Source organism: Candidatus Zixiibacteriota bacterium (assembly GCA_021159005.1).
In the GTDB taxonomy this organism is placed as follows: Bacteria; Zixibacteria; MSB-5A5; order UBA10806; family 4484-95; genus JAGGSN01.
The window spans coordinates 1-21,929 of sequence record JAGGSN010000117.1; the positions used below are offsets into that span (position 1 = coordinate 1).

Below are 21,929 nucleotides of genomic sequence, written 5' to 3' on the forward strand. Positions count from 1 at the left end.
TCCCATGCGTATTGCTGTGGGGACAGCGTCTGCGATGGTGGCGGCAACGGCGTTCACTGGTTTTCTAGGACATGCATTGCATGGGAGTTTCAATCCTTCTTGGGCTATACCAATTGCGGTTATAACGATATTTGGCGGAGTGTTAGGAGGTAAAACTGCTCTTAAAACAAAACCGAAATACTTAAAAACACTTTTTGCCGTCACTACTCTAATTGCAGCTTTACTCATGATTCTAAATTCTGGTATTGGTAATTGATTAGTGAGTTGTATAAGGAAGGACTTGAGTTGGTTGAAAGTTTGCTGAGAGTGATAAAAGGTGTACAATCAATTTTGTAACTCATTGGTCATTAAGGGGATATAAAAAGCGGGGGTTGGCTGCGCAAAAGACAAAACTTTTAAATTAACGTTCAGTTTATAGTTGTAGATTTTGGCGTATAGTTGATTGTTGTTGCAACTTCAAGCAGCCTTTTTAGCCATACTCATCTTCTACAGTTCGATTTGTTAAGCAATTTACTATAAGCAGGTTACAAAGCGCAAAAAAGTGTAGTGCCTCACTTTTTCAGCTTATTACAACAAATTCAGACTGTCTGTTTAACGTTTTCCTGCCTGCCGGCGCCCGCCTGTCTGCGGACATGGGGCATGGCGTAAAGTTGGAGGCATCGCCACGCCGCAAACCTGGGCTACCTTGCCTATAGTTCCTTTCGTTTCATTACGGATGATGTAACCTTTGTCGTTGATGGTTTATTATGTATCAGGATGGAGGCTTTGCGACATCCTGATACCAAAGGTACCCTCAGGATGTCACTTCGTTTCCATCATGAGAGATAAGAAAAACTAGTAGATTGTTTTAGATAAAACCTGATATATCTGCTTGATTTTAATAACCAAATATCACTAAATATATCAATAAAACTGATTAATGGACAATAAACCCTAACGAGGTGAAAATATGAAAGCCATCAACCCTGCTACTAATGAACTCATAAAAGAGTATAAAGAACATACCAAAGAAGAAGCCAGCCAAATTATAAATGCCTGCCATAATGAACATCTATCTTGGCGGAAAATACCCTTTGGCGACCGGGCACAATTGATGCATAAAGCGGCGGATAACCTTCGCGAAAACAAAGAGGAATATGCCCGAACAATGACACTCGAAATGGGGAAAATCATCGCCGAAGCGCGCGCCGAAATCGAGAAATGCGCCTGGGTGTGCGATTTTTATGCCGGCAACGCCGAGCGATTCCTTCAGGATGAGATTATCGAAACCGATGCCAGCAAAAGCTTTGCCGCTTTCGAGCCGCTTGGCGTAGTGTTGGCTGTGATGCCCTGGAATTTCCCGTTCTGGCAGGTGTTCCGTTTCGCCGCGCCGGCCCTGATGGCTGGCAACGGCGGCGTTTTGAAACATGCTTCGAATGTTCCCGGCTGTGCTCTTGCTATCGAGAGGGTTTTTCATGAAGCGGGATTTCCGGAAAATATATTCAGAACGATGCTGATAGCCTCCGGCAAAGTGGCTGATGTAATCAAGAACAATCGTATCAAAGCGGTTACTCTTACCGGCAGCGAACCGGCGGGCATGCAGGTGGCATCCATAGCCGGGCAGGCGCTTAAAAAGACAGTCCTTGAGCTTGGCGGCTCCGATCCGTATATCGTGCTGGAGGACGCCGATATAAAAGCCTGCGTCGAGACCTCAGTTACAGCCCGTATGATTAACGCCGGCCAGAGCTGTATCGCCGCCAAGCGGTTTATTGTAGTCGAATCGGCGGCAAGGCAATTCGAGGAGGAGCATACCCGGATAATGAAATCGCTAAAAATCGGCGACCCGCTTTCGGATGATACACAGGTTGCCCCGATGGCGAGGATGGACTTACTCGAGGAGTTGGACGGGCAGGTTCAAAAATCAATCAAGCTTGGCGCTAAGCTTCTCTGCGGCGGTAAAAAAGCTGAGGGACCCGGAGCTTTCTATCTCCCTACTGTTTTGTCTGATGTCAAAAAGGGAATGCCGGTTTACAATGAGGAAACATTCGGTCCGGTAACCGCGATTATCAAAGTGAAAGATGCCGAAGACGCTGTCGAGGTTGCCAATGATTCGGAATTCGGGTTGGGGGGAAGTCTCTGGTCGAAGGATTTGCGCAAGGCTGAATCAATCGCTCGCAGAATCGAGACCGGGTCGGTATTCATCAACGGCATGACTAAATCCGATCCCCGTTTACCATTCGGCGGCATAAAAAAATCCGGTTTCGGACGGGAGCTTTCGCATTATGGCATAAAAGAATTTGTCAATATCAAGACGATTTGGATTGCCTGAGTCAAATGATTTGAAGCATATTTACATAGATAATCATTATTTAATTTAGGCAAGCCGCAGCGAAATATAGCCTGTTAGTTTTGCCCGCATTATTCAAAAAAAATATAAGAAAGTCATTGCTCCGCCTATGGCGGACGACGCGGCAATCTCCTTGTTGCCATGCAAATTAGGGCATACAGATTGCCGCGCTCCCTTTGGTCTCCGCCGTGGCGGAGCAATGACAGATTGGCATGCTGCTGCATTACCCTATAGAGTTTATGAATAATGCGGATTAGAGGAATTTACATAATTTTGTATCGATACTGGAGTTTATGAATAAAACAGGTTTATTTACGCTAATTATTGACTTTATAGCATCTTAAAGCTTAATATTAAGCATGAGCGATTCAGAAAAGCAAAATTTGCAGAACGCCGCCGGCGTTGAATTTTCAACCAAATTGAAAAATATTTCCGATTCACCCGGAGTCTATCTTTTTAAAAACGCCGAGGGAAAAATAATCTATATAGGCAAAGCCAAATCGCTTAAAAAACGCGTAAGATCATATTTTTCAAGAACAATAGCTCATCCGCGTACCCAGAAGCTTGTCTCATTAATTGCAGACATCGAAACGCTGGCTACCGATACGGAACTCGAAGCGCTTATCCTTGAATCTAATCTTATTAAAGAAAATCAGCCGCGCTATAATGTAAACCTCAAAGATGATAAAAGATACCCTTATATAAAAATTACCAATGAAATATATCCCCGACTGCTGGTTGTCCGTCAGGTTAAAAATGATAAGGCGAAATATTTTGGACCATACACGCAAGCCAAAGCGATGCGTTGGACCCTGAAGCTTATTCGCAAAATTTTCCCCGTGCGTTCCTGTAATCTGGCAATACCATCGCCGCGCAAGTATAAAGTCTGCCTCGATTATTTTATAGGTAAATGTCCCGGATGTTGTGAGCCGGGCAGGACAACGCCGGATGAGTATAATGAAATAATCGAAGGGGTTATATTGATGCTTTCCGGCCGCTCGGATGAGGTTGTTGAAACATTAACTGCCAAAATGATGGAACATTCCGATAGACAGGAATTTGAAAAAGCCGCCGCTGCCCGCGATCAAATTAGAGCCTTGCAATCGATAATACAAAAGCAAAAAGTTGTTTCGGGTGATTTAATCAATAGAGATATAATTGTAGTTGCCCGCGCGGTAGCTGATGTTTGCATTGTTGTTCTGCAAATTCGCAAAGGGATATTAATTGGCAGACAGCATTTCTATCTTACCGCCCCTGAGGAGGCTCAAACAGGCGAGATACTATCCTCATTTATAATAAGATATTATAAAACCACGTCATTTTTGCCCTCTGAGATATATACTCCGGAAGAGCTTGAGGAACCGGAATTGATTAAGCTATGGTTTTTATCAAAGAAAAGCTTCGGCATTAAAATGATTCAACCAAAAAAAGGTGAAAAATTTAAACTGATTAGATTAGCCGAGAAAAATGCCAAGCTGCTTTTAAATGAATTGTTGGCGGAAAAAAGCACCATAAAGAAGAAACCGCCGGCAATACTGTTAAGCCTTCAAAGAGACCTTTATCTCAAAACCATTCCCCGCACTATTGCCGCCTGCGACATATCAAATCTTGGCGATAGCGATGCAGTAGGCTCGGTAATCTTTTTCAGCGAGGCAAAACCTCTTAAAAAAGGCTACCGCCGCTTCAAGATTAAAACCGTTGAGGGACAGGATGATTATTCAATGATGGCTGAAGTAGTCGGCCGGTATTTCAATCATCTCGCTGAAAATAATATGGATTATCCTGATTTGCTGTTAATTGATGGCGGGAAAGGCCAATTGGGAGCCGCTTTAAACGCCTTAAGCGAGCTGGGAATAACCTCACAGCAATGCGCCTCGCTTGCCAAGCAATTCGAGGAAGTGTACCTTCCCGGACGACCGGAACCGATTAGCATACCGCGAACATCATCGGCATTGAGGCTCCTTCAGCATGTGCGGGATGAGGCTCATCGTTTTGCGATAAATTATCACCGTAAACTGCGGTCAAAAAATGTTGCGGCATCGGAGCTTGACAATATTCCGGGAGTAGGCGATAAGCGGAAATATATTTTGCTTGGCGCCTTAGGCTCGGTGGAGGCAATAAAAAATGCCCGCTTGCAGGATATTTTAAACATTAGCGGAATTCCAAAGACATTAGCAGTTAAAATATATGAACATTTTCATTCGGGAGATACAGATGAATAGTATTCTAAAAGTTGATTTTATTGAAGTTGGACCGTTTCAAACAAACTGTTATTTAGTGAGGGGTAATAATAAGGCGATTATTATCGATCCGGGCGATGAATTTTTTAGAATCGAAAAGCTGATTAATAAGTATAATGCGGAAGTGGAAAAGATTATTCTAACTCATGGTCATATTGACCATATCGGGGCGGTTTCTCAGGTGAAGAATATCACTAATGCCCTTGTTATGATTCATCCTGATGATGCCGGGATGCTTACCGATGCCAAAGCCAATCTATCGGCATATCATGATACGGAGTTTACTATCGATGCCGCCGATGAATTTATAAATGACGGCGACATTATCGAAATTGGCGGGATTCAGCTTAAAACGCTTCATACTCCCGGGCATACTCCCGGCGGGATTTCCCTTCTAACTGACGGTATAGTATTTACCGGCGACGCCTTATTCTGGGGTTCTATAGGACGCACTGATTTACCCGGCGCGAATCATGAAACATTAATAAATGCCATAAAGTCGAAATTGCTGACTCTTCCCGATGAAACCATTGTTTATCCGGGACATGGACCGCAAACTACAATCGGCAAAGAACGAGAAATAAATCCATGGCTGATATAATACCCTGCGATTTACATGTCCACCCCGATTTTGTGAAGAAAACAGTTGAAATGGGCGCCGCAATTAATGCCATCGGTTCGGGTGCGCATCATGCTGACAGTCTTGGCGCAAATATAAATTCGACGCTTGAATTAATCGGTAATTTCAATATTTCTGTTAAGCCATTTTATGAAAACAAGTAAACTGAATCGCTCATTCTATAAGCGGCCGACTCTTGAGGCAGCTGTAAATCTTCTTGGCAAGATTTTGATATACAATATAAACGGTGAGCAACTTGGGGGACGGTTAGTTGAGCTGGAGGCATATATCGGCGAGGATGACCCTGCCTGTCATGCCTGCCGGGGGATGACGCCGAGAAATGAAATCATGTATGGAAACGCCGGCTATTTATATGTATATTTTACCTACGGCAACCATTACATGCTAAACATCGTAACAGAGAGAAAAGGGTTTCCAGCCGCCGTGCTGATTAGGGGTTTGGAACCGCTTTATGGTATTGAAGCTATGAAGCGAAACAGAGGAGTTAAAAAACTGTCGGATGTAAGCAGCGGACCTGGCAAGCTGGCTAAAGCATTAAATATAACCACGGCGCAAAAAGGCCTTGATGTTGCCGGAAATACGATATATGTACTTGATGATAAGAAGCATATTGATAATATCTGGCATTCGACACGCATCGGTATAGGAGATAACGGCGCCGATAAGAAATGGAGATTTTATATCAATGGCAACCCGCATGTCTCAAAAATGGCGCGTTATGTGAAAGAAACGGCGAAACCTTATGCGGATTGTTGACAGATGGTTATTGACTTGAAAAATTTTATCGATTTTAAATGGTATAAAATCGCTGCCCGTAGGGGCTTATCCTCCGAAGCGGATAAGCCCTCTGGTTGATGATAAAGCAACAAACAACTCTGGTTGCCAAGCGCCGCTTGGTAACCAGAGTGGGAGTATGCAATACGCCCCTACGCGCGGTGCATTTATTATCTTAATACTTGAGATATTGTTTAATAAGGATGGTTTTATTAATACTATTAAAGATTCATTTCGGAGGACAGCTTGTTTAATCTTGAACGCTTAGTTTTATTGGCGCCGGCATTTCTTTTGGCGATAACCGTTCACGAATTTTCTCATGGCTATATCGCCTACAGGCTTGGCGACCCAACCGCCAAGGATATGGGGCGGCTAACATTAAATCCCTTGGTGCATCTGGATTTATTTGGCTTATTGGCACTATTATTTATAGGATTTGGCTGGGCTAAACCGGTTCCGGTTAATACTGCCAACTTGGCAAATCCTCGACGCGATAATATCTGGATTGCCTTAGCGGGACCGGCATCCAATTTTATAAGCGCTTTTATATTTGGCATACTGTTTAGAATTTTAAGCCCGCTGCTAATCGGTTCCGACGTAGGTCAAGTGATTTTATCCATGATATTCTTAGCGGTATGGATAAATTTAATCCTTACTGTCTTTAATCTTTTGCCAATACCCCCTCTTGATGGTTTTCATATTTTGGAAGGGCTTGTGTCCTATGAAACATACATGAAGCTTCAAACTTTTAATCGTATGGGTTCAATGATTCTTTTGGGTATTATAGTTATTTCAACTATGACTCATATAAATATCTTTGGGATTATCTTTGGCCCGTTTCTCAGGATTTTCGGCAGCATATTTACAGGACAAAATCTTGCGTTTTAGAATAACTCCATTGCTGTTGCTAATGTTATTTGCCTGCGGTCCCAAACCCGAGGTGAAAATCAGCAATGTTTCGAATAACCCGCAGGAAATCCGGGATGGATTTTTTCAACGCTATAATGATATTAATTCGCTAGCGATAAGCGGCGATTTATCTATCACCGCTGATAAAGCATATAACTGTAAACTTCAACTGCTTTATGCTTCCCCTGATAGTTTTGCTTTTATGGCAGAGGGAACTCTTGGAGTTGACTTAGCGCGGGGAGCCATTTGCGGCGATTCAGGATTCTGGGAGATTCCTCGCGAACAATATCATGAGAAACTTCATCAGGGCGACCGAATAAATTTCGAAAATGGCAAGTTTCAGATAGATATCGAACAATTATTGCAGGCGGTTTTCTATTTTCGCAAGTACGCAGATGTTGATTTTATTAAACAAACAGGGTCGCGTTTTACTTATTCATACGGCGCTGATAATTGCAAAATAATTATGGAAATAAACAGAGATTCACTAACGCCGGTAAGGCAGACATTTATAAGTTCGAGCGATAAGACTTATGCAGAGTATTACGATTGGAAATTATCTTCTGATAATATAATGTTTCCGGGGCGAATAAAAATATATTCATTTCAGCCAAATACAGTCTTGGAGTACAAAATAGATAAAATAAAAGCTAATCATAGCTTGAAAACATCCTTTTTCCTGCCAAAGTTTTAATATATTATCGTTCAACGGGTTAATGCGGACAATACGCTAAAACAACTTGACAAATATTGGTTTTGTCTTATGTTGATTATATAATGTATGGAATAATTGTAAAAATTCAGGATTTAACTTTAGGGAATTATTAAGGAATTACTGCGCTGTAATAATGAAATTTAAAGCTGTAAATTTTCTATTTTTCGCGATGCTGGCAATTCTCTTTATTCTCAGTTTTGCCAGCGCCAAGGAGAATGAACAATCTCATAAAGCGTATCCGCCTATGACTCTCGATAGCGGCGGCCCGGATGCTTTCGGCTATACCTGGATTGATTCCGATGAACCAGGCGGACCTGTTTTCGGATGGATTGATATTGCTGATATAGGCACTCCGCTTACGTTGGGTGATGATGACAACCAGGGGCCTTTCGATATTGGATTTGATTTCACATTTTATGAGAATACTTTCACCTCAGTAAACATTTGCTCGAATGGCTGGATAACATTCATCGGTACCGAAAATGAATATCTGAATACCTCTATCCCGGATACATCCCGGCCTAATAATTTGCTATCTGTTTTCTGGGATGATTTAGCTCCCAACAATGGCGGCGAGGTTTATTATTACAGTGATTCCGAACAGGGTATTTTCGTTATTTCATATGATGGCGTTCCCTATTATTTTCAAAGCGGCGCTCTTCATTTCCAGGTTATACTTCATGATAATGGCGATATCGTATACCAATATGGCTCTATGGCTGATGCCGGACATGGCAATAATTCCGCAACAATCGGCATAGAGGATGCCATGGGCACGGTAGGTCTTCAAGTTTGCTGCAATCAGGCTTATATACATGGCGATATGGCGATTCTATTCAATCCTCCAGCGGCATTTGATTTTGATGCAGCGCCAACTGCCTTTGTTTCACCTGCCGGTTTCGGGCAGGTTGATAATCCTTTTACGCCGGCTGTAGCTTATGCCAACCTTGGAACGCAGAGAATATCTTTTGATGTTTCCCTTATTATTACATTTAACGAGCAAGAAGTATATAGAGAAACGGGCGTTATCAACAGTTTGGATCCCGAAAGCGAAATTGATTATTCCTTCCCCGATTATAATCCTATCAATGAAGGAACTTATATGTTGTCTGCCATATCTTTTTTTGAGGCCGATGAAGACACTGCCAATGATGTTCTCAATTACGATTTTCTGGTTTTGTCAACTAACTTGCCGCCTCAAGACCTTGCTGCTGTAAGCAATCAGGACAGCGAAGTGCCGTTAGAATGGTCTGAGCCGGGCGGTTCTGCCTGCTCAACTATTGTTTATGATGACGGCGTTATTGATAACATGTATTATTTTTGCTCGGCGGAAAATATTAGCGCAAGCCGTTTCGCGGCAGTCGCGCCGATAGAAATTCATGCTGTTTGGGTGCATGTATTAACTCTGGGCGATACGCAATGGCCATGGCCGGATGATGCTCACGATCCTGTCGAAATCGGAATCTGGCAAGGTTGCAGCAATCCGGAAACGCAGATATATTCGGAAATAACAACCTGCTCGCCGGGTGAGGATATAAATCTTTTTTTCGATCCTCCGTTAATTTGCTCAACTGACGAAATGTGGGTATCTTTTAACAACACAACCAATGTAGGTCCGTATGACGCTCTTTGCCTTGATGCTTATACGGATTACCCGGAAAATAAATGGGCTCGTATTAGCGGCACCTGGTCTTTGTATTCAAATATTGATGGCGACAACTTTATAAGAGCCTCTATACGTTCCAATGGCAACAACATAGTCTTAACACCGGCTAATCCATATATGGACGATAATCCGGTTGCTCTTGATACGGAGCTTTTGCTTGGCTATAATCTTTATCGCTCTCTTACACCAGATGTTCCTGTTGATGAAGAACACAAAATTAATTCCGGCTATCTTGGTGAAACCGAATACAATGACAATGATGTTGAAAACGGCGTTACTTACTATTATGTCTGCACCGCAGTATACGATAATGACGGCGATATTGAAGAATCGGAACCATCAAATGAAGTTTCGGCAACGCCTTGCGCTCCGGGCGAACTAATAGTCAATCCATATGAAATCAGCGATACGGTTGATTTCGGCGGTATTGCTTACATTGCTTTAACCCTGACCAATGATGGCGGCTTACCGGTAAATTTCTCTATCGAAACAACAACCGAAGACAGACTTTACACAGCCGATGCTCCATACAGACATGGCATTGCATCCGCTAAGCGCTACAGCAATAGCTCCGAGTATGACAAGTCATGCACTGCTCCCGATAAGCGCTTCCTGCCGGTTGCTCTTGGTTTTGGCGGTCCTGATGAATTTGGCTACAAATGGATTGATTCGGATGAGCCAAACGGGGCATCTTTTAATTGGCTTGATATTGCCGGCTATGGCAGCCCGCTTTATATGGCTGATGATGACAACCAGGGGCCATTCAATATGGCATTCCAGTTCCCGTTCTATGGTCAAACATTCTCAAGTTTCAGGATTTGCTCGAACGGATTTATCTCATTCACAAGCGACGATAATGATTATAATAATGGAGAAATTCCCGCTTCGGATTCTCCCGAAAACCTTATAGCGCCGTTCTGGGAAGATTTAGCGCCTAATGATGGCGGCATGATATACTGGCTAACCAATGAGAACATGACAGTTGTTTCTTATGTTGATGTTCCCGCCTATGACTATGGTAATGGAACCGGACCGTTTACTTTCCAGGTTATTTTCTATCCTGACGGCAAGATTAAATATCAGTATCTCGATATGAATCCTCCCTTTGACTATTGTACCATAGGCATTCAGGATGCTTCCGGAACAATCGGTTTGCAGGTAGTTTGTAATGCGCCTTATGTCCACAATGATTTGGCTATTATACTCAAAGCTGGTTGGCTAAGCGTAAATACATCTTCTGGCGTGGTGCCGGCAGGCGGCGAGTTTGAGGTCGGGATAATTATGAATGCCTCCGATTTGGATGAAGGCGCCTACTATGGCGATATCCTCATTTGTTCCTATGATGAAAACCATCAGCTTGATGATATTGATGTGCCGGCTACCCTAATAGTAGGTGATACTACAGGTATCGAGAATGAAAATATCGCTTTGACTGCCGCATATTCGCTGAGCCAGAACTACCCCAACCCATTCAACGCCCAAACCGCAATCAACTTTGCACTTCCCGAAGCGTCAGATGTAGAATTGTCTGTCTATAATATACTTGGACAGAAAGTCGCAACGCTTGTTGATGGCTTTAAGCAAGCCGGTTATCACACTGTCAGCTGGAAGGCAGTAAATGTGTCATCGGGCATCTACTATTACAAAATCACTACCGGAGATTTTATTAAAGTTAATCAAATGACATTGCTTAAGTAAATTTTTTGCGTCAGGATAGAGGCTTGCGACATCCTGACGCCAGTGAACGGCTCCGCTATAGGCGGACTCTTCTGCCAGAGCTGTCGGAAGTAGCTTCCGACAGCACAGAAACCCTCTGCAATAAGGTCTTTTTTTATTTTATGCCGATATAATTGACAGCGGCATTGAGTGTAGTTTATAATACAGGTATGCATGATATAGCCGAAATATACTTAGAAAGCATGCGCTTAGAGAAAGGTTCATCGCCCAATAGCATAGAGGCTTACAGCCATGATTTGTATCGGTTTATGGAACATTTCGCGAATAAAAAAATAACAGAGATTTCGCCGCTTGATATAACCGATTACCTTATAACGCTTCAACAAGCAAATCTGTCATCAAGCTCGATTGGGCGAAGTCTAAGCGTTATAAAGGGGTTTTTCAAATATGCAGTCCGGATTGGGAAAATCAACATCAACCCGGCAAATAACATAGCCGGCCCTAAAATCTTTCGGCCATTGCCCGAAACGTTGACGATTAAACAGGTTATAAAGATTCTGGAAATGCCCGATACTAATACTCTACTTGGCATACGCGATAGAGCGCTGTTGGAGTTCTTATACGGAACCGGAGCTAGAATCTCCGAGGCATTAAACTGCCGAAAGGATGATTTAATCCCGGAGATGATGTTGGTGAGATTGTTTGGAAAAGGAAAAAAAGAGAGAGTTGTGCCATTAGGTATGGCTGGCTGGCAGGCATTAAAAATTTATTTAGAGAATGCAAGACCTAAGCTTGCCAATAATAAAAGCGCTGATTATATGTTCTTAGGCAGCCGCGGCAACCCGCTTCAAAGAATGACCGGTTGGAGAATCGTGAAAAAATATTGTCTGATAGCGGGTATTGACAAGAATATTTCGCCGCATACCTTTCGCCACAGTTTCGCCAGTCATTTGCTTATGGGCGGCGCGGATCTTTTAGCTGTGCAGGAATTGCTCGGACATGCCGATATATCAACAACGGAGATATATACGCACTTAGACCGCGATTTTATAATCTCTGAACATCGAGAGTTTCATCCACGGGAGAAATGGAATTAATGCCGACAGAAATGACCACAAAGCCGGATTATAAGGAAAAGGCTGAAACACAGAAATTCCACTGCGCTTTAATCCAGAAAGGCACCGCAGTAGAGGATCGGATTCTGCGGTCAATCGGGTCGTATGAAGTTGTTATCCATAAGATTTCAAATATCGATGAGATATTAACTCATTGCCATCGGGCAAAGCTGGAGATGATTGTAATCGCAGGCAATGGTCCCTCCGATTGGATGATGGAATTCATTCGCAGAATCAAACGCGATTCTACGCTTCAATTTATCCCTATAATTATGTTTCATCCGGCTCCGGCAAGGGATATACTTATCGAAGCATACCGAAGCGGCATTGATGAGGTTATTACAAACTTCTGGGATTATGCGTTGGTTACCGCCAAAATGGAAATGCTCATAAACCGTTCAAAGCGCGATCTTTCAGTCAATCCGACAACCAAACTGCCGGGTCCATCGGCAATTGAAAAAGAAATCAATACCCGACTTCAGAACGATGAAAATATAGCTGTTTGCTATGGCGATTTAGATAATTTTAAAGCCTATAATGATTATCACGGTTATGTTTATGGCGACAAAATAATCTTGCTGGTTTCATATATAATTCGTAATACCGTCCATGATTTAGTTGAAAACGGTTTTGTTGGTCATATTGGCGGTGATGATTTTGTTTATATAATTCCTTTGTCGAAGGTGGATATAGTATGTAAAAAAATTATCGAAATATTCGACAGGGTTATTCCATTCAAATACAGCCATGCCGATCGTGAAGCAGGATATATTGATGTTATCAATAGAAAAGGCGAGATGGAAAGATTTCCTATAATGACCCTATCGATTGCTGTCTTGCCTAATCAAAGGCATACATTTACGCACATTGGCGAAATGTCACATATGATTGCGGACTTAAAAAAATATACTAAAACGCTGTCGGGTTCTAATTATATGATAGAACGCCGGAAAAAGTATTAGCCCGGATTAATCATAAAATCCATTTTGTTATTAGAAGTCAGCTTTTAATCCCATAGACAATAATATAATAGAAGCAATATCAGGAACCAATTAAGAATACAGAGTTTTTTGTGCTGTCGGAAGTTACTTCCAACAATTCTGACAGAAGAGTCCGCCTATAACGGATTAAAATTTATGAATAATCCGGGCTATAACTATATCTAAAAACAGCCAAAACCCATCTATCTAAATCAGTTGACTTTAACCTGCTAAATTTATACATTGAAGCCCAATTGAATATTGGAAATAATTAAACTTTTACGATAATTCCTCAACGAAAGGATTACTGAATGGTTGGAATTGTTGGATATGGAGCTTATCTACCCCGCAACCGAATTAAAGTTGAAGAGATAGCCAAAGTTTGGGGCACGGATGCTGTAAGCTTTAAAAAAGGTATGATGCTTCAGGAAAAATCGGTGCCATGTCCTGATCAGGATACTATCACGATGTCGGTAGAAGCCGCTCGCCGTGCTATAACGCGAGCCGGTATCGACCCATCAAAAGTGGGAGCTATTTACATCGGATCAGAATCTCATCCCTATGCGGTTAAGCCATCCGGCACGACCTTAGCCGAGGCTATCGGCGCAGTTCCCGATTGTCATTGCGCCGATTTCGAGTTTGCCTGCAAAGCCGGCTCGGAGGGCATGTTTGTGGCTATGGGCTTAGTCAAAGCAGGTGAAATCGAATACGGCATCGCAGTAGGCGGCGATACCTCACAAGGTGCTCCCGGTGATGCCTTAGAGTACTCTGCCTCTGCCGGAGCAGCGGCGTTTGTGATGGGCAAAGATAAACTTGTTGCCGAATGCCTTTACACGCATTCTTTTATGACTGATACGCCCGATTTTTGGCGGCGCGAACACCAGTTCTACCCCCGTCACGCCTCGCGTTTTACCGGCGAACCTGCCTATTTTAAGCATACTCTGGGTTGTGCTAATGCTATCATGGAAAAAGCCAATATGAAGCCGGCTGATTTTGATTATGCGGTTTTCCATCAGCCAAACGGCAAATTCCCGATGATGGCCAGCAAAAAGCTTGGCTTTACAAAAGAACAGGTAGAGCAAGGCTGGTTGTCGCCGCTTTTGGGCAACACTTACTCCGGCGCTTCCCCGATAGGATTAACTGCGGTTTTGGATATCGTCAAACCCGGCGATAAAATCCTAATGGTATCTTATGGTTCCGGTTCTGGCAGTGATGGTTTCATCTGGCAGGCAACCGACCGTATTACAGAAGTACAGGATATGGTAGCGCAAACGAGGGCTCAGCTTGAATCAGACCGCCGGAAATATCTTGATTATGGTACTTATTCGAAATATCGCGGCAAGATTAAGAAGCTTAGTTCATAACCCCATTTTGAATAGAATTTTGGAGGATAATAAATGAGAGATGTTGCAATAATCGGTATCGGGATGAACAAATGGGGAGAACTCTGGAAAACGTCGATCCGTGATCTGATTGCCCAGAGCACCATGTTGGCTCTTGATGATGCCGGTTTGGATAAAGTCGAGGCGATGTATATAGGCTGTATGTCATCCGGGTTGTTTACCGACCAGGAGCATTTAGCCGCAATCGGGCCTGATTATTCCGGTCTGTGTCCTATCCCGGCTACTCGCGTAGAATCAGCTTGCGCGTCCGGCGGATTAGCGGTGCGTTCGGCATATATGCATATAGCCTCAGGCATGGCAGATGTAGTCATGGCAGTAGGTGTCGAGAAAATGACCGATGTTGACGGCGCTGGAGCCACTTTCGGCTTAGCCTCCGCCGCCGACCAGGAATACGAAGTATATAATGGCATAACATTCCCCGGCTTGTATGCGATGATGGCTGCTCATCATATGAACAAATACGGCACTACGCGCGACCAGCTTGCTCAAGTAGCGGTCAAAAACCATAAAAACGGCAAACTGAACCCCTTAGCTCAGTTCAGGATGGATATCACTGTTGAACAGGTTAAAAATGCGGTTATGATTGCCGACCCGCTGACTATTTTAGATTGCTCGCCTATTACCGATGGTTCAGCCGCGGTTATTTTGTGTTCTATGGATAAAGCCAAAGAGATATGCAAAAAACGGTTGGTCAAAATAATCGGTTCCGGTCATGCCACCGATACAATCCAGCTGGCTCAGCGTGAAGATATTTCATATCTGAAATCAACTGAACTGGCCGCCAAACAGGCTTTCGAGATGGCTGGCAAAAAACCGGCTGATATTGATTTTGCCGAGGTGCATGATTGTTTTACAATCGCCGAGATTATGGTAATCGAGGCTTTAGGTTTTGTGGATAAGGGCAAAGGCGGCTCTGCTATCGCTGATGGTTTAACTATTATAGAGGGCAAAAAGCCCGTGAATGCCAGCGGCGGTTTGAAATCAAAAGGTCATCCTGTAGGAGCAACCGGAGTAGCCCAGATTGTCGAACTCACCAAGCAGATTCGCGGTGAGGCAGACGAGGGGCGTCAGATAAAGAAAGCGGATATTGGATTGGCTCAGAACATGGGCGGCAGCGGCGCCAGCACAGCCGTTCACATCCTGGAGGGTATGTAATATGTCAGCGCCTAAATACTGGAGAGAAATGCCTCAGAGATACCGCTATGAGGCGGCTAAATGCACAAAATGCGGTAAAGTAAATTTCCCGCCGCGGCTGGTTTGCCCAGCCTGCGGCGCGCGTGAGTTTGAACAACAGAATATTAACACTGCCGGTAAAGTTGAAACTTTCACAATTATTCGTACTGCGCCTTCTCCTTTCGTAGACCAGGCGCCTTATCCGATAGCGATTGTCAATCTTGGCGATGATGTAAAAATCCTCTGCCAGATAGCCGATTGCGATCCGGATGAAATAAAAATCGGCATGCCTGTTAAGCTCGAATTCAGAATGATACAGAAAGAGGGCGAGGACGGTATTATCTGTTATGGCTACAAAGGCGTTCCGGAATTTTAATTGATAAATAACGGTTTGAAAAGATAGAAAGTGTGATGTGTCAGGATGGAAGCTTGCGACATCCTGACACAAGTATGCTATATGAGTAGAAATTGGAAAAACTACTATATCGATAATGCCGTTCATCATGTAACCGGCACAGTTCATGGCTGGCAGCCAGTATTGATCTATCCTGAAATCTTATCAATATTTTTCCTTGATTTTAATCGCATGACAATAAGATGGGATGTTGTTATTATCGGTTTTGTAATAATGCCCGAGCATTTTCATATGTTATTACAAAGTAAACACGCTGAACATATAAAGAAGTTTATTCAAGGTGGAAGACGTTCTGTGTCTGGTAGAGTCCGTCGTTTGATAGAAGCAAAAAGCTGTGTCTTTAAATCTTTCTGTTTAAAAAATGATATTGAACCATCGGTGTTCTATTCAAAAACTGGTGGCAAATCATTGTTCCGGTTCTGGAAAGAAAAGCCCAGAGTTTTACCTTTATCTAAAGAAATTGACATTAAAAATAAGCTGGACTATATTCACAATAATCCTGTGAAGAGAGGATTAGTAAAATCACCCGATGAATGGGAGTATTCAAGTTTTGGGTTTTATGCTGATAGAAGGCCTGTTGGTTTGCCTATCAGCGCCCAGCGTCAGGATGTCGCAAAGCTTCCATCCTGACGCATCAGAATATCGCGTAGGGGCGTATTGCATACGCCCTCTTTGGATTTCGGAGATCAGCGTCAGGATATCGCCCGCCCGAGACGGACATCCTGACGCATAAGAAAAATAACAGCTTGAAAAGATAGAGGGTTCTCGTGTTTCAGATAGAATCGAAAATTGATACCAATAGCCAGGAATTTAAGCAAAACGTTGAGCATTGGAAAAAGAAAACAGCTCTTCTAAAAGAACGTCTCGACAAAATCAAAGAAGGCGGACCGCCTTATGCCCGTGAAAAGCATCTCAAAAGAGGCAAGCTTCTAACCCGCAATAGAGTCAAAGGTCTATTCGATAAAAACACTCCTTTTATGGAGTTTTCATCCTTAGCGGCTTATGATATGTATGATAACGCGGCTCCGGCTGCCGGCATTATTACCGGCATCGGCTGTGTGCATGGCCGCGAGGTTTTAATTGTTGCCAATGATGCTACTGTGAAAGGCGGCACCTATTTCCCGATTACAATCAAGAAGCATGTGCGGGCGCAGGAAATAGCTATGGCAAATCACTTGCCTTGCGTCTATCTTGTTGACTCCGGCGGTGTGTTTTTACCGCATCAAAAAGATGTTTTCCCCGATAAAGGGCATTTCGGCACTATCTTCTATAATCAGGCAAAACTATCGGCCATGGGGATTCCCCAGATTGCAGTAGTGATGGGTTCATGCACTGCTGGCGGCGCTTATGTGCCGGCGATGAGCGATGAGGCTGTTATTATCCGCAAGCAGGGAACAATCTTTATCGGCGGGCCGCCGTTAGTCAAAGCCGCTACCGGTGTGGATGTTACCGATGAAGAATTGGGCGGCGCCGATGTTCACTGCCGTATTTCGGGAACGGCTGACCATTATGCTCAAAATGATGAACATGCTCTGCAGATTACCCGCAATATTATCGAATGTTTAGAGACTCCAAGGAAATTCGATATCGGCAGAACCGAACCTGTCGAACCGAAATATGACCCGAAAGAGCTGTACGGCGTTATGCCAAAAGATATAAGAAAGCCTTTCGATATCCGCGAAGTCATCGCTCGGGTTGTCGATAACAGCGAATTTCAGGAGTTCAAAGAATTGTATGGCCAGACGCTTGTCTGCGGATTTGCCCGCATCATGGGTTATCCGGTTGGGATACTGGCGAATAACGGCGTGCTGTTCTCGGAAAGCTCGGTAAAGGGAGCGCATTTTATCGAACTGTGCACAATGCGTAAAATCCCGCTTATTTTTCTGCAGAATATCACCGGCTTTATCGTCGGCAAGGATTACGAGCATGGCGGTATTGCCCGCAACGGCGCCAAGCTGGTTCATGCAGTCGCTAATGCGGATGTGCCGAAACTAACCGTCATGATTGGCGGCTCCTATGGCGCCGGCAATTATGCCATGTGCGGCCGCGGCTACGAACCAAGATTTATCTGGATGTGGCCAAGCTCCAAAATCAGCGTGATGGGCGGCGAACAGGCGGCAAATGTATTATTAACGGTTAAAAAAAGAGGTCTGGAGGCAAAGGGCAAAACCATGACCAAAGAAGAAGAAGAGGCGTTTTTAAAACCGATTATTGATAATTATGAATATGAAGGCTCACCCTATTTCAGCTCTGCTCGTATTTGGGATGACGGTATAATCGATCCTTTGGATACCCGAACTATTATAGGCTTGGGCTTGTCGGCGGCCTTAAATGCTCCGATTCCGGATCAGCGTTACGGTGTATTCAGGATGTAGTGGATAGATATTGTGTTTAGGAAAAGTGTTTTAATATCGCCAACGCGCAGGGGCGTATTGCAATACGCCCCTGAGCGCGGTGCATATTCATGTTGTGGTTGGCGTACGTTCTCGTGCACCAACAATAATTGATAACCAGGATTTGATGAAATGACAGCAAACAAAAAATACGAAACAATCAAAGTCGAGTTCATAGATAGAATAGCTCGCGTTACATTAAATCGTCCGGATGTGCGCAATGCTTTCAATGCGGCTATGATTGCGGATATGGCCGATGCTTTTAAAACCATCAACAAGGCAGACAATTTACGTGTAGTTGTTCTCACCGGTGAGGGTTCCGGATTTTGCGCCGGAGCCGACCTCAACTGGATGAAGGGCGTAGTCAATTATACCTATGAGGAAAACCTTCAGGACTCGCAAAACCTGGCTGATATGTTCCAGCTGATGGCAAACTGCCCATTGCCGACCGTTGCGCGCGTTAATGGTCCCGCAATCGGCGGCGGAACCGGCATGGTTGCTGTTTGTGATATTGTGGTGGCTTCCCCCAAGGCGGTATTCAGCTTGAGCGAGGTGAAAATCGGCTTGGTGCCGGCCTGTATATCTCCCTATGTCATCCGTCGGATGGGCGACAAAAACTGCCGCGAGTATTTCCTGACCGGCGAACGGCTGACAGCAGAAAAGGGTCTTGCCGCCGGGTTGGTCAATTATGTTGTGCCTGAGGATAAACTTGATGAAAAAGTCGAACAGCTTGTCAAACAATTAATATCCAGCGGACCTGAGGCATTAAGCTGGTGTAAGAAGCTTCTATCGGAGGTGCCCGGCATGGCAAGGGATAAGGCAGGAACCTACACAGCCGAGGTTATCACCAAGCTTCGACTAAGCGATGAAGGGCAAGAGGGCATGAAAGCCTTTTTCGAGAAACGGAAACCGGATTGGTGCGGGGATGTTTAGTAGTCATTGTGAGGAGCGAAAAGACGAAGCCCCAAGGCACATCTGTGCAATCTCATGCAAGCAACGTGTCGGGTTTCTCCCTCCGGTCGGAACCCGATCTACATCTTGCCATTATGAGTGGCTGAGAGAATTATCTAAGAAATATTTGCTTTTAACAACAGCCTCGCGTAGGGGCGTATTGCATATGCCCTCTTTAATATTAGGTCGGTTTTCTCCGTTCGGCAGAAGCCGACCTATAAAGGACTAAGGAAAATGTCTGAAAATTGTAAATGGTTGCATACACAATTAAATGAATTGCCAATTATTCAATATCAATTTGATGAAAATTGTCTTCCATTAAATGGGATTTACTTTTTTTATGAAAAAGGGGAATATTGGGGACATGGTAGAAAAAAACAAAGGATAGTTAGAATTGGAACAGCTAATAATTGTAACTTCGGAAAACGGATTAAAGAACATTATTTATTAGATAATTCGAAAATGAATTTCAATAAAAATAATCCTAAGCCATCTGATAGGAGTATTTTTAGGAAAAATATTGGAAAAGCAATATTAAGTAAGAATAATGATAGTTATAGTAATATCTGGGAAATAGACTTTATTAAAAAGAAAAATAGAGAAGAACACAATAATAGGCGTAATATTGAAAAGGAAAGAAAATTAGAATTAGATATTACAAAAATTATAAGAGACAATTTCTCTTTTAGATTTATAATAATAGATAATCAGATTATAAGAAAAAACTGTAAAGGACTTGAAGGTTTATTTATTGGAACTATTGCACAATGTAATTTATGTAAACCCTCAAAAAATTGGTTAGGAAAAGATTCACCAAAAAATAAAATAGTAAATAGCGGCTTATGGCAGGTTCAATGTCTTAATGAAATTGGAATAGATGATAATAGTAAAAGTGATATTCTATATGCTATTGATAACACTATTAATTGGTTAAAAAATATGAAGTGTTTTTAATTATTTTGTAGACAACATCCGCCAAAGGCGGATTCGTCTGCCCCTAATGTGAGTTAAGGAAACAACATGTTTAAAAAAATACTAATCGCTAACAGAGGCGAAATCGCAGTCCGGGTGATGCGCGCCTGCCGCGAAATGGATATCGAATCGGTCGCCGTCTATTCGACTATCGACCGCGATGCCCTGCATGTGCAGATTGCCGATGAGGCTGTCTGTATCGGCGAAGCGCCCGCCAACGAAAGCTATCTTAATATCGATGCGATTATCATGGCCGCTAAGAAAACAGGCGCCGAGGCTATCCATCCCGGCTATGGCTTTCTCTCGGAAAATTACCTGTTTGCCGAACGATGTGAGAAAGAGGGAATTGTCTTTATAGGTCCAAACTCCAAAGCGATAAAATTAGTAGGTGATAAAGTAGCCTCCCGTGAAGTAACCGAGAAAGCCGGCATACCTTTAATTCCGGGCATGAAAGGCACTATCACCGATGCTGCGGACGGCATAGCTCAGGCTGAAAAAATCGGCTACCCCGTGCTGCTCAAAGCCTCAGCCGGAGGCGGCGGCAAGGGTATGCACATCATCAACTCTGAAAATGAGGTGCAATCCGCTGTAGAATCCGGTATGCGCGAGGCAAAATCCGCTTTCGGCGATCCCTCGGTTTATCTCGAAAAATATATCGAACAGCCCCGCCATATCGAGTTTCAGGTGCTGGCTGATAATCACGGCAATGCCATTCACCTTTTTGAAAGGGAATGCTCGATTCAAAGAAGGCATCAGAAGATAGTCGAGGAAACCCCCTCGGTTGCGCTCGATGACGACCTTCGGCGCCGCATGGGTGAAACAGCCCTGAAAGTGGTTGAGATATCGGGCTACACCAACGCCGGCACTGTCGAAATGCTTTTAGATATAAACAACAACTACTATTTCCTTGAGGTTAACGCCCGTCTTCAGGTGGAACATCCGGTTACAGAGATGGTTGTCGGTATCGACTTGGTTCATGCTCAGATTAGAATCGCCGCCGGTGAAAAGCTATGGCTTAAGCAAGCTGACTTAAAGCAAAACGGGCATGCTATCGAATGCCGTATATATGCCGAAGACCCCGAAAATAACTTTCTGCCATCTGCCGGAAAAATCCTGTATATGAAAGAGCCAACCGGCCCGGGTGTCCGTCATGATTGCGGCATCTATTCGGGATATGAGGTTTCGGTGTATTATGACCCGATACTCTCAAAGCTGGTAACTTGGGCGCCCAATCGAGAGGTTTGCTGTAAACGGATGGTCTCCGCATTGAAAGACTTTCCGATATTGGGAATTAAAACCGGCATCGAATTTCTGCGCGAAACAGTCAGCCATCCCGAATTCATAGCAGGCAATACTTATACGGATTTTATCAACAAGAACATGCCATCATGGAAACCGCAATCCGGCGAAAATATATTAGATGAAGCTTTGATTGCGGCGGCAGCATATTCCAAATACGGCAAAAAAGGTTCTGGCTATTCAGCTAAAACTACCGAGATGCCCTCGCCTTGGCAGCAAATCGGCGATTGGCAGATTGCCAGCGGCATGGTCTGAAATTGAAAATAGATATGGAGCGATAA

At 43.6% G+C, this 21,929-nt stretch carries 19 protein-coding genes; all 19 read left to right on the forward strand.

Annotated features, from left to right (window positions below):
* The coding region (locus J7K40_07385) for a sulfite exporter TauE/SafE family protein (GenBank protein MCD6162220.1) at window positions 1-256 on the forward strand (256 nt) is incomplete at its 5' end.
* A 693-nt stretch (window positions 257-949) separates the two neighbouring features.
* Entirely contained in the window at window positions 950-2,308 is a 1,359-nt protein-coding gene (locus J7K40_07390; protein ID MCD6162221.1) for an NAD-dependent succinate-semialdehyde dehydrogenase, read from the forward strand.
* Window positions 2,309-2,685: 377 nt separating this feature from the next.
* Window positions 2,686-4,548: an excinuclease ABC subunit UvrC gene (gene uvrC, locus J7K40_07395; GenBank protein ID MCD6162222.1), complete on the forward strand. Its 1,863-nt coding sequence runs from the start codon at window positions 2,686-2,688 to the stop codon at window positions 4,546-4,548.
* The gene (locus J7K40_07400) at window positions 4,541-5,167 is read left to right on the forward strand and encodes an MBL fold metallo-hydrolase (GenBank protein ID MCD6162223.1); all 627 of its coding nucleotides are present in this window, start codon (window positions 4,541-4,543) and stop codon (window positions 5,165-5,167) included. Before uvrC ends, J7K40_07400 begins: the two co-directional genes overlap by 8 nt.
* The gene (locus J7K40_07405; GenBank protein MCD6162224.1) at window positions 5,155-5,349 is read left to right on the forward strand and encodes a hypothetical protein; all 195 of its coding nucleotides are present in this window, start codon (window positions 5,155-5,157) and stop codon (window positions 5,347-5,349) included. Before J7K40_07400 ends, J7K40_07405 begins: the two co-directional genes overlap by 13 nt.
* Complete coding sequence (locus J7K40_07410) at window positions 5,336-5,962, forward strand: DNA-3-methyladenine glycosylase (protein MCD6162225.1); 627 nt, start codon at window positions 5,336-5,338, stop codon at window positions 5,960-5,962. Before J7K40_07405 ends, J7K40_07410 begins: the two co-directional genes overlap by 14 nt.
* A gap of 264 nt (window positions 5,963-6,226) precedes the next feature.
* On the forward strand, window positions 6,227-6,868 hold the full coding sequence (locus J7K40_07415) for a site-2 protease family protein (GenBank protein ID MCD6162226.1): 642 nt from the start codon (window positions 6,227-6,229) through the stop codon (window positions 6,866-6,868).
* 16 nt (window positions 6,869-6,884) lie between these two features.
* Window positions 6,885-7,583, forward strand: coding sequence for a hypothetical protein (locus tag J7K40_07420; GenBank protein ID MCD6162227.1), 699 nt, complete (start codon window positions 6,885-6,887; stop codon window positions 7,581-7,583).
* 154 nt (window positions 7,584-7,737) lie between these two features.
* Window positions 7,738-10,968: a T9SS type A sorting domain-containing protein gene (locus tag J7K40_07425; protein MCD6162228.1), complete on the forward strand. Its 3,231-nt coding sequence runs from the start codon at window positions 7,738-7,740 to the stop codon at window positions 10,966-10,968.
* Window positions 10,969-11,156: 188 nt separating this feature from the next.
* The gene (locus tag J7K40_07430) at window positions 11,157-12,044 is read left to right on the forward strand and encodes a tyrosine recombinase (GenBank protein MCD6162229.1); all 888 of its coding nucleotides are present in this window, start codon (window positions 11,157-11,159) and stop codon (window positions 12,042-12,044) included.
* A complete protein-coding gene (locus J7K40_07435; GenBank protein ID MCD6162230.1) occupies window positions 12,044-13,024 on the forward strand; it encodes a diguanylate cyclase in 981 nt (326 codons plus the stop codon). The genes J7K40_07430 and J7K40_07435 overlap by 1 nt, the downstream gene beginning before the upstream one ends.
* A gap of 329 nt (window positions 13,025-13,353) precedes the next feature.
* Entirely contained in the window at window positions 13,354-14,406 is a 1,053-nt protein-coding gene (locus J7K40_07440; protein MCD6162231.1) for a hydroxymethylglutaryl-CoA synthase, read from the forward strand.
* A 33-nt stretch (window positions 14,407-14,439) separates the two neighbouring features.
* The gene (locus J7K40_07445) at window positions 14,440-15,600 is read left to right on the forward strand and encodes a thiolase domain-containing protein (protein ID MCD6162232.1); all 1,161 of its coding nucleotides are present in this window, start codon (window positions 14,440-14,442) and stop codon (window positions 15,598-15,600) included.
* A 1-nt stretch (window position 15,601) separates the two neighbouring features.
* Window positions 15,602-15,994 (forward strand): Zn-ribbon domain-containing OB-fold protein, encoded by a 393-nt coding sequence (locus J7K40_07450; GenBank protein ID MCD6162233.1) that lies wholly within the window; start codon window positions 15,602-15,604, stop codon window positions 15,992-15,994.
* A gap of 81 nt (window positions 15,995-16,075) precedes the next feature.
* On the forward strand, window positions 16,076-16,663 hold the full coding sequence (locus J7K40_07455; protein ID MCD6162234.1) for a hypothetical protein: 588 nt from the start codon (window positions 16,076-16,078) through the stop codon (window positions 16,661-16,663).
* A 137-nt stretch (window positions 16,664-16,800) separates the two neighbouring features.
* Window positions 16,801-18,408 carry a methylcrotonoyl-CoA carboxylase gene (locus J7K40_07460; GenBank protein ID MCD6162235.1) on the forward strand — a complete coding sequence of 536 codons (1,608 nt, stop codon included), beginning with the start codon at window positions 16,801-16,803 and terminating at the stop codon, window positions 18,406-18,408.
* A gap of 150 nt (window positions 18,409-18,558) precedes the next feature.
* Entirely contained in the window at window positions 18,559-19,359 is an 801-nt protein-coding gene (locus J7K40_07465) for an enoyl-CoA hydratase/isomerase family protein (protein MCD6162236.1), read from the forward strand.
* Window positions 19,360-19,611: 252 nt separating this feature from the next.
* Window positions 19,612-20,331, forward strand: a complete 720-nt coding sequence (locus J7K40_07470; GenBank protein MCD6162237.1) for a hypothetical protein — start codon at window positions 19,612-19,614, stop codon at window positions 20,329-20,331.
* 66 nt (window positions 20,332-20,397) lie between these two features.
* On the forward strand, window positions 20,398-21,903 hold the full coding sequence (gene accC / locus J7K40_07475; protein ID MCD6162238.1) for an acetyl-CoA carboxylase biotin carboxylase subunit: 1,506 nt from the start codon (window positions 20,398-20,400) through the stop codon (window positions 21,901-21,903).
* The last annotated feature ends 26 nt before the right edge of the window (window positions 21,904-21,929 follow it).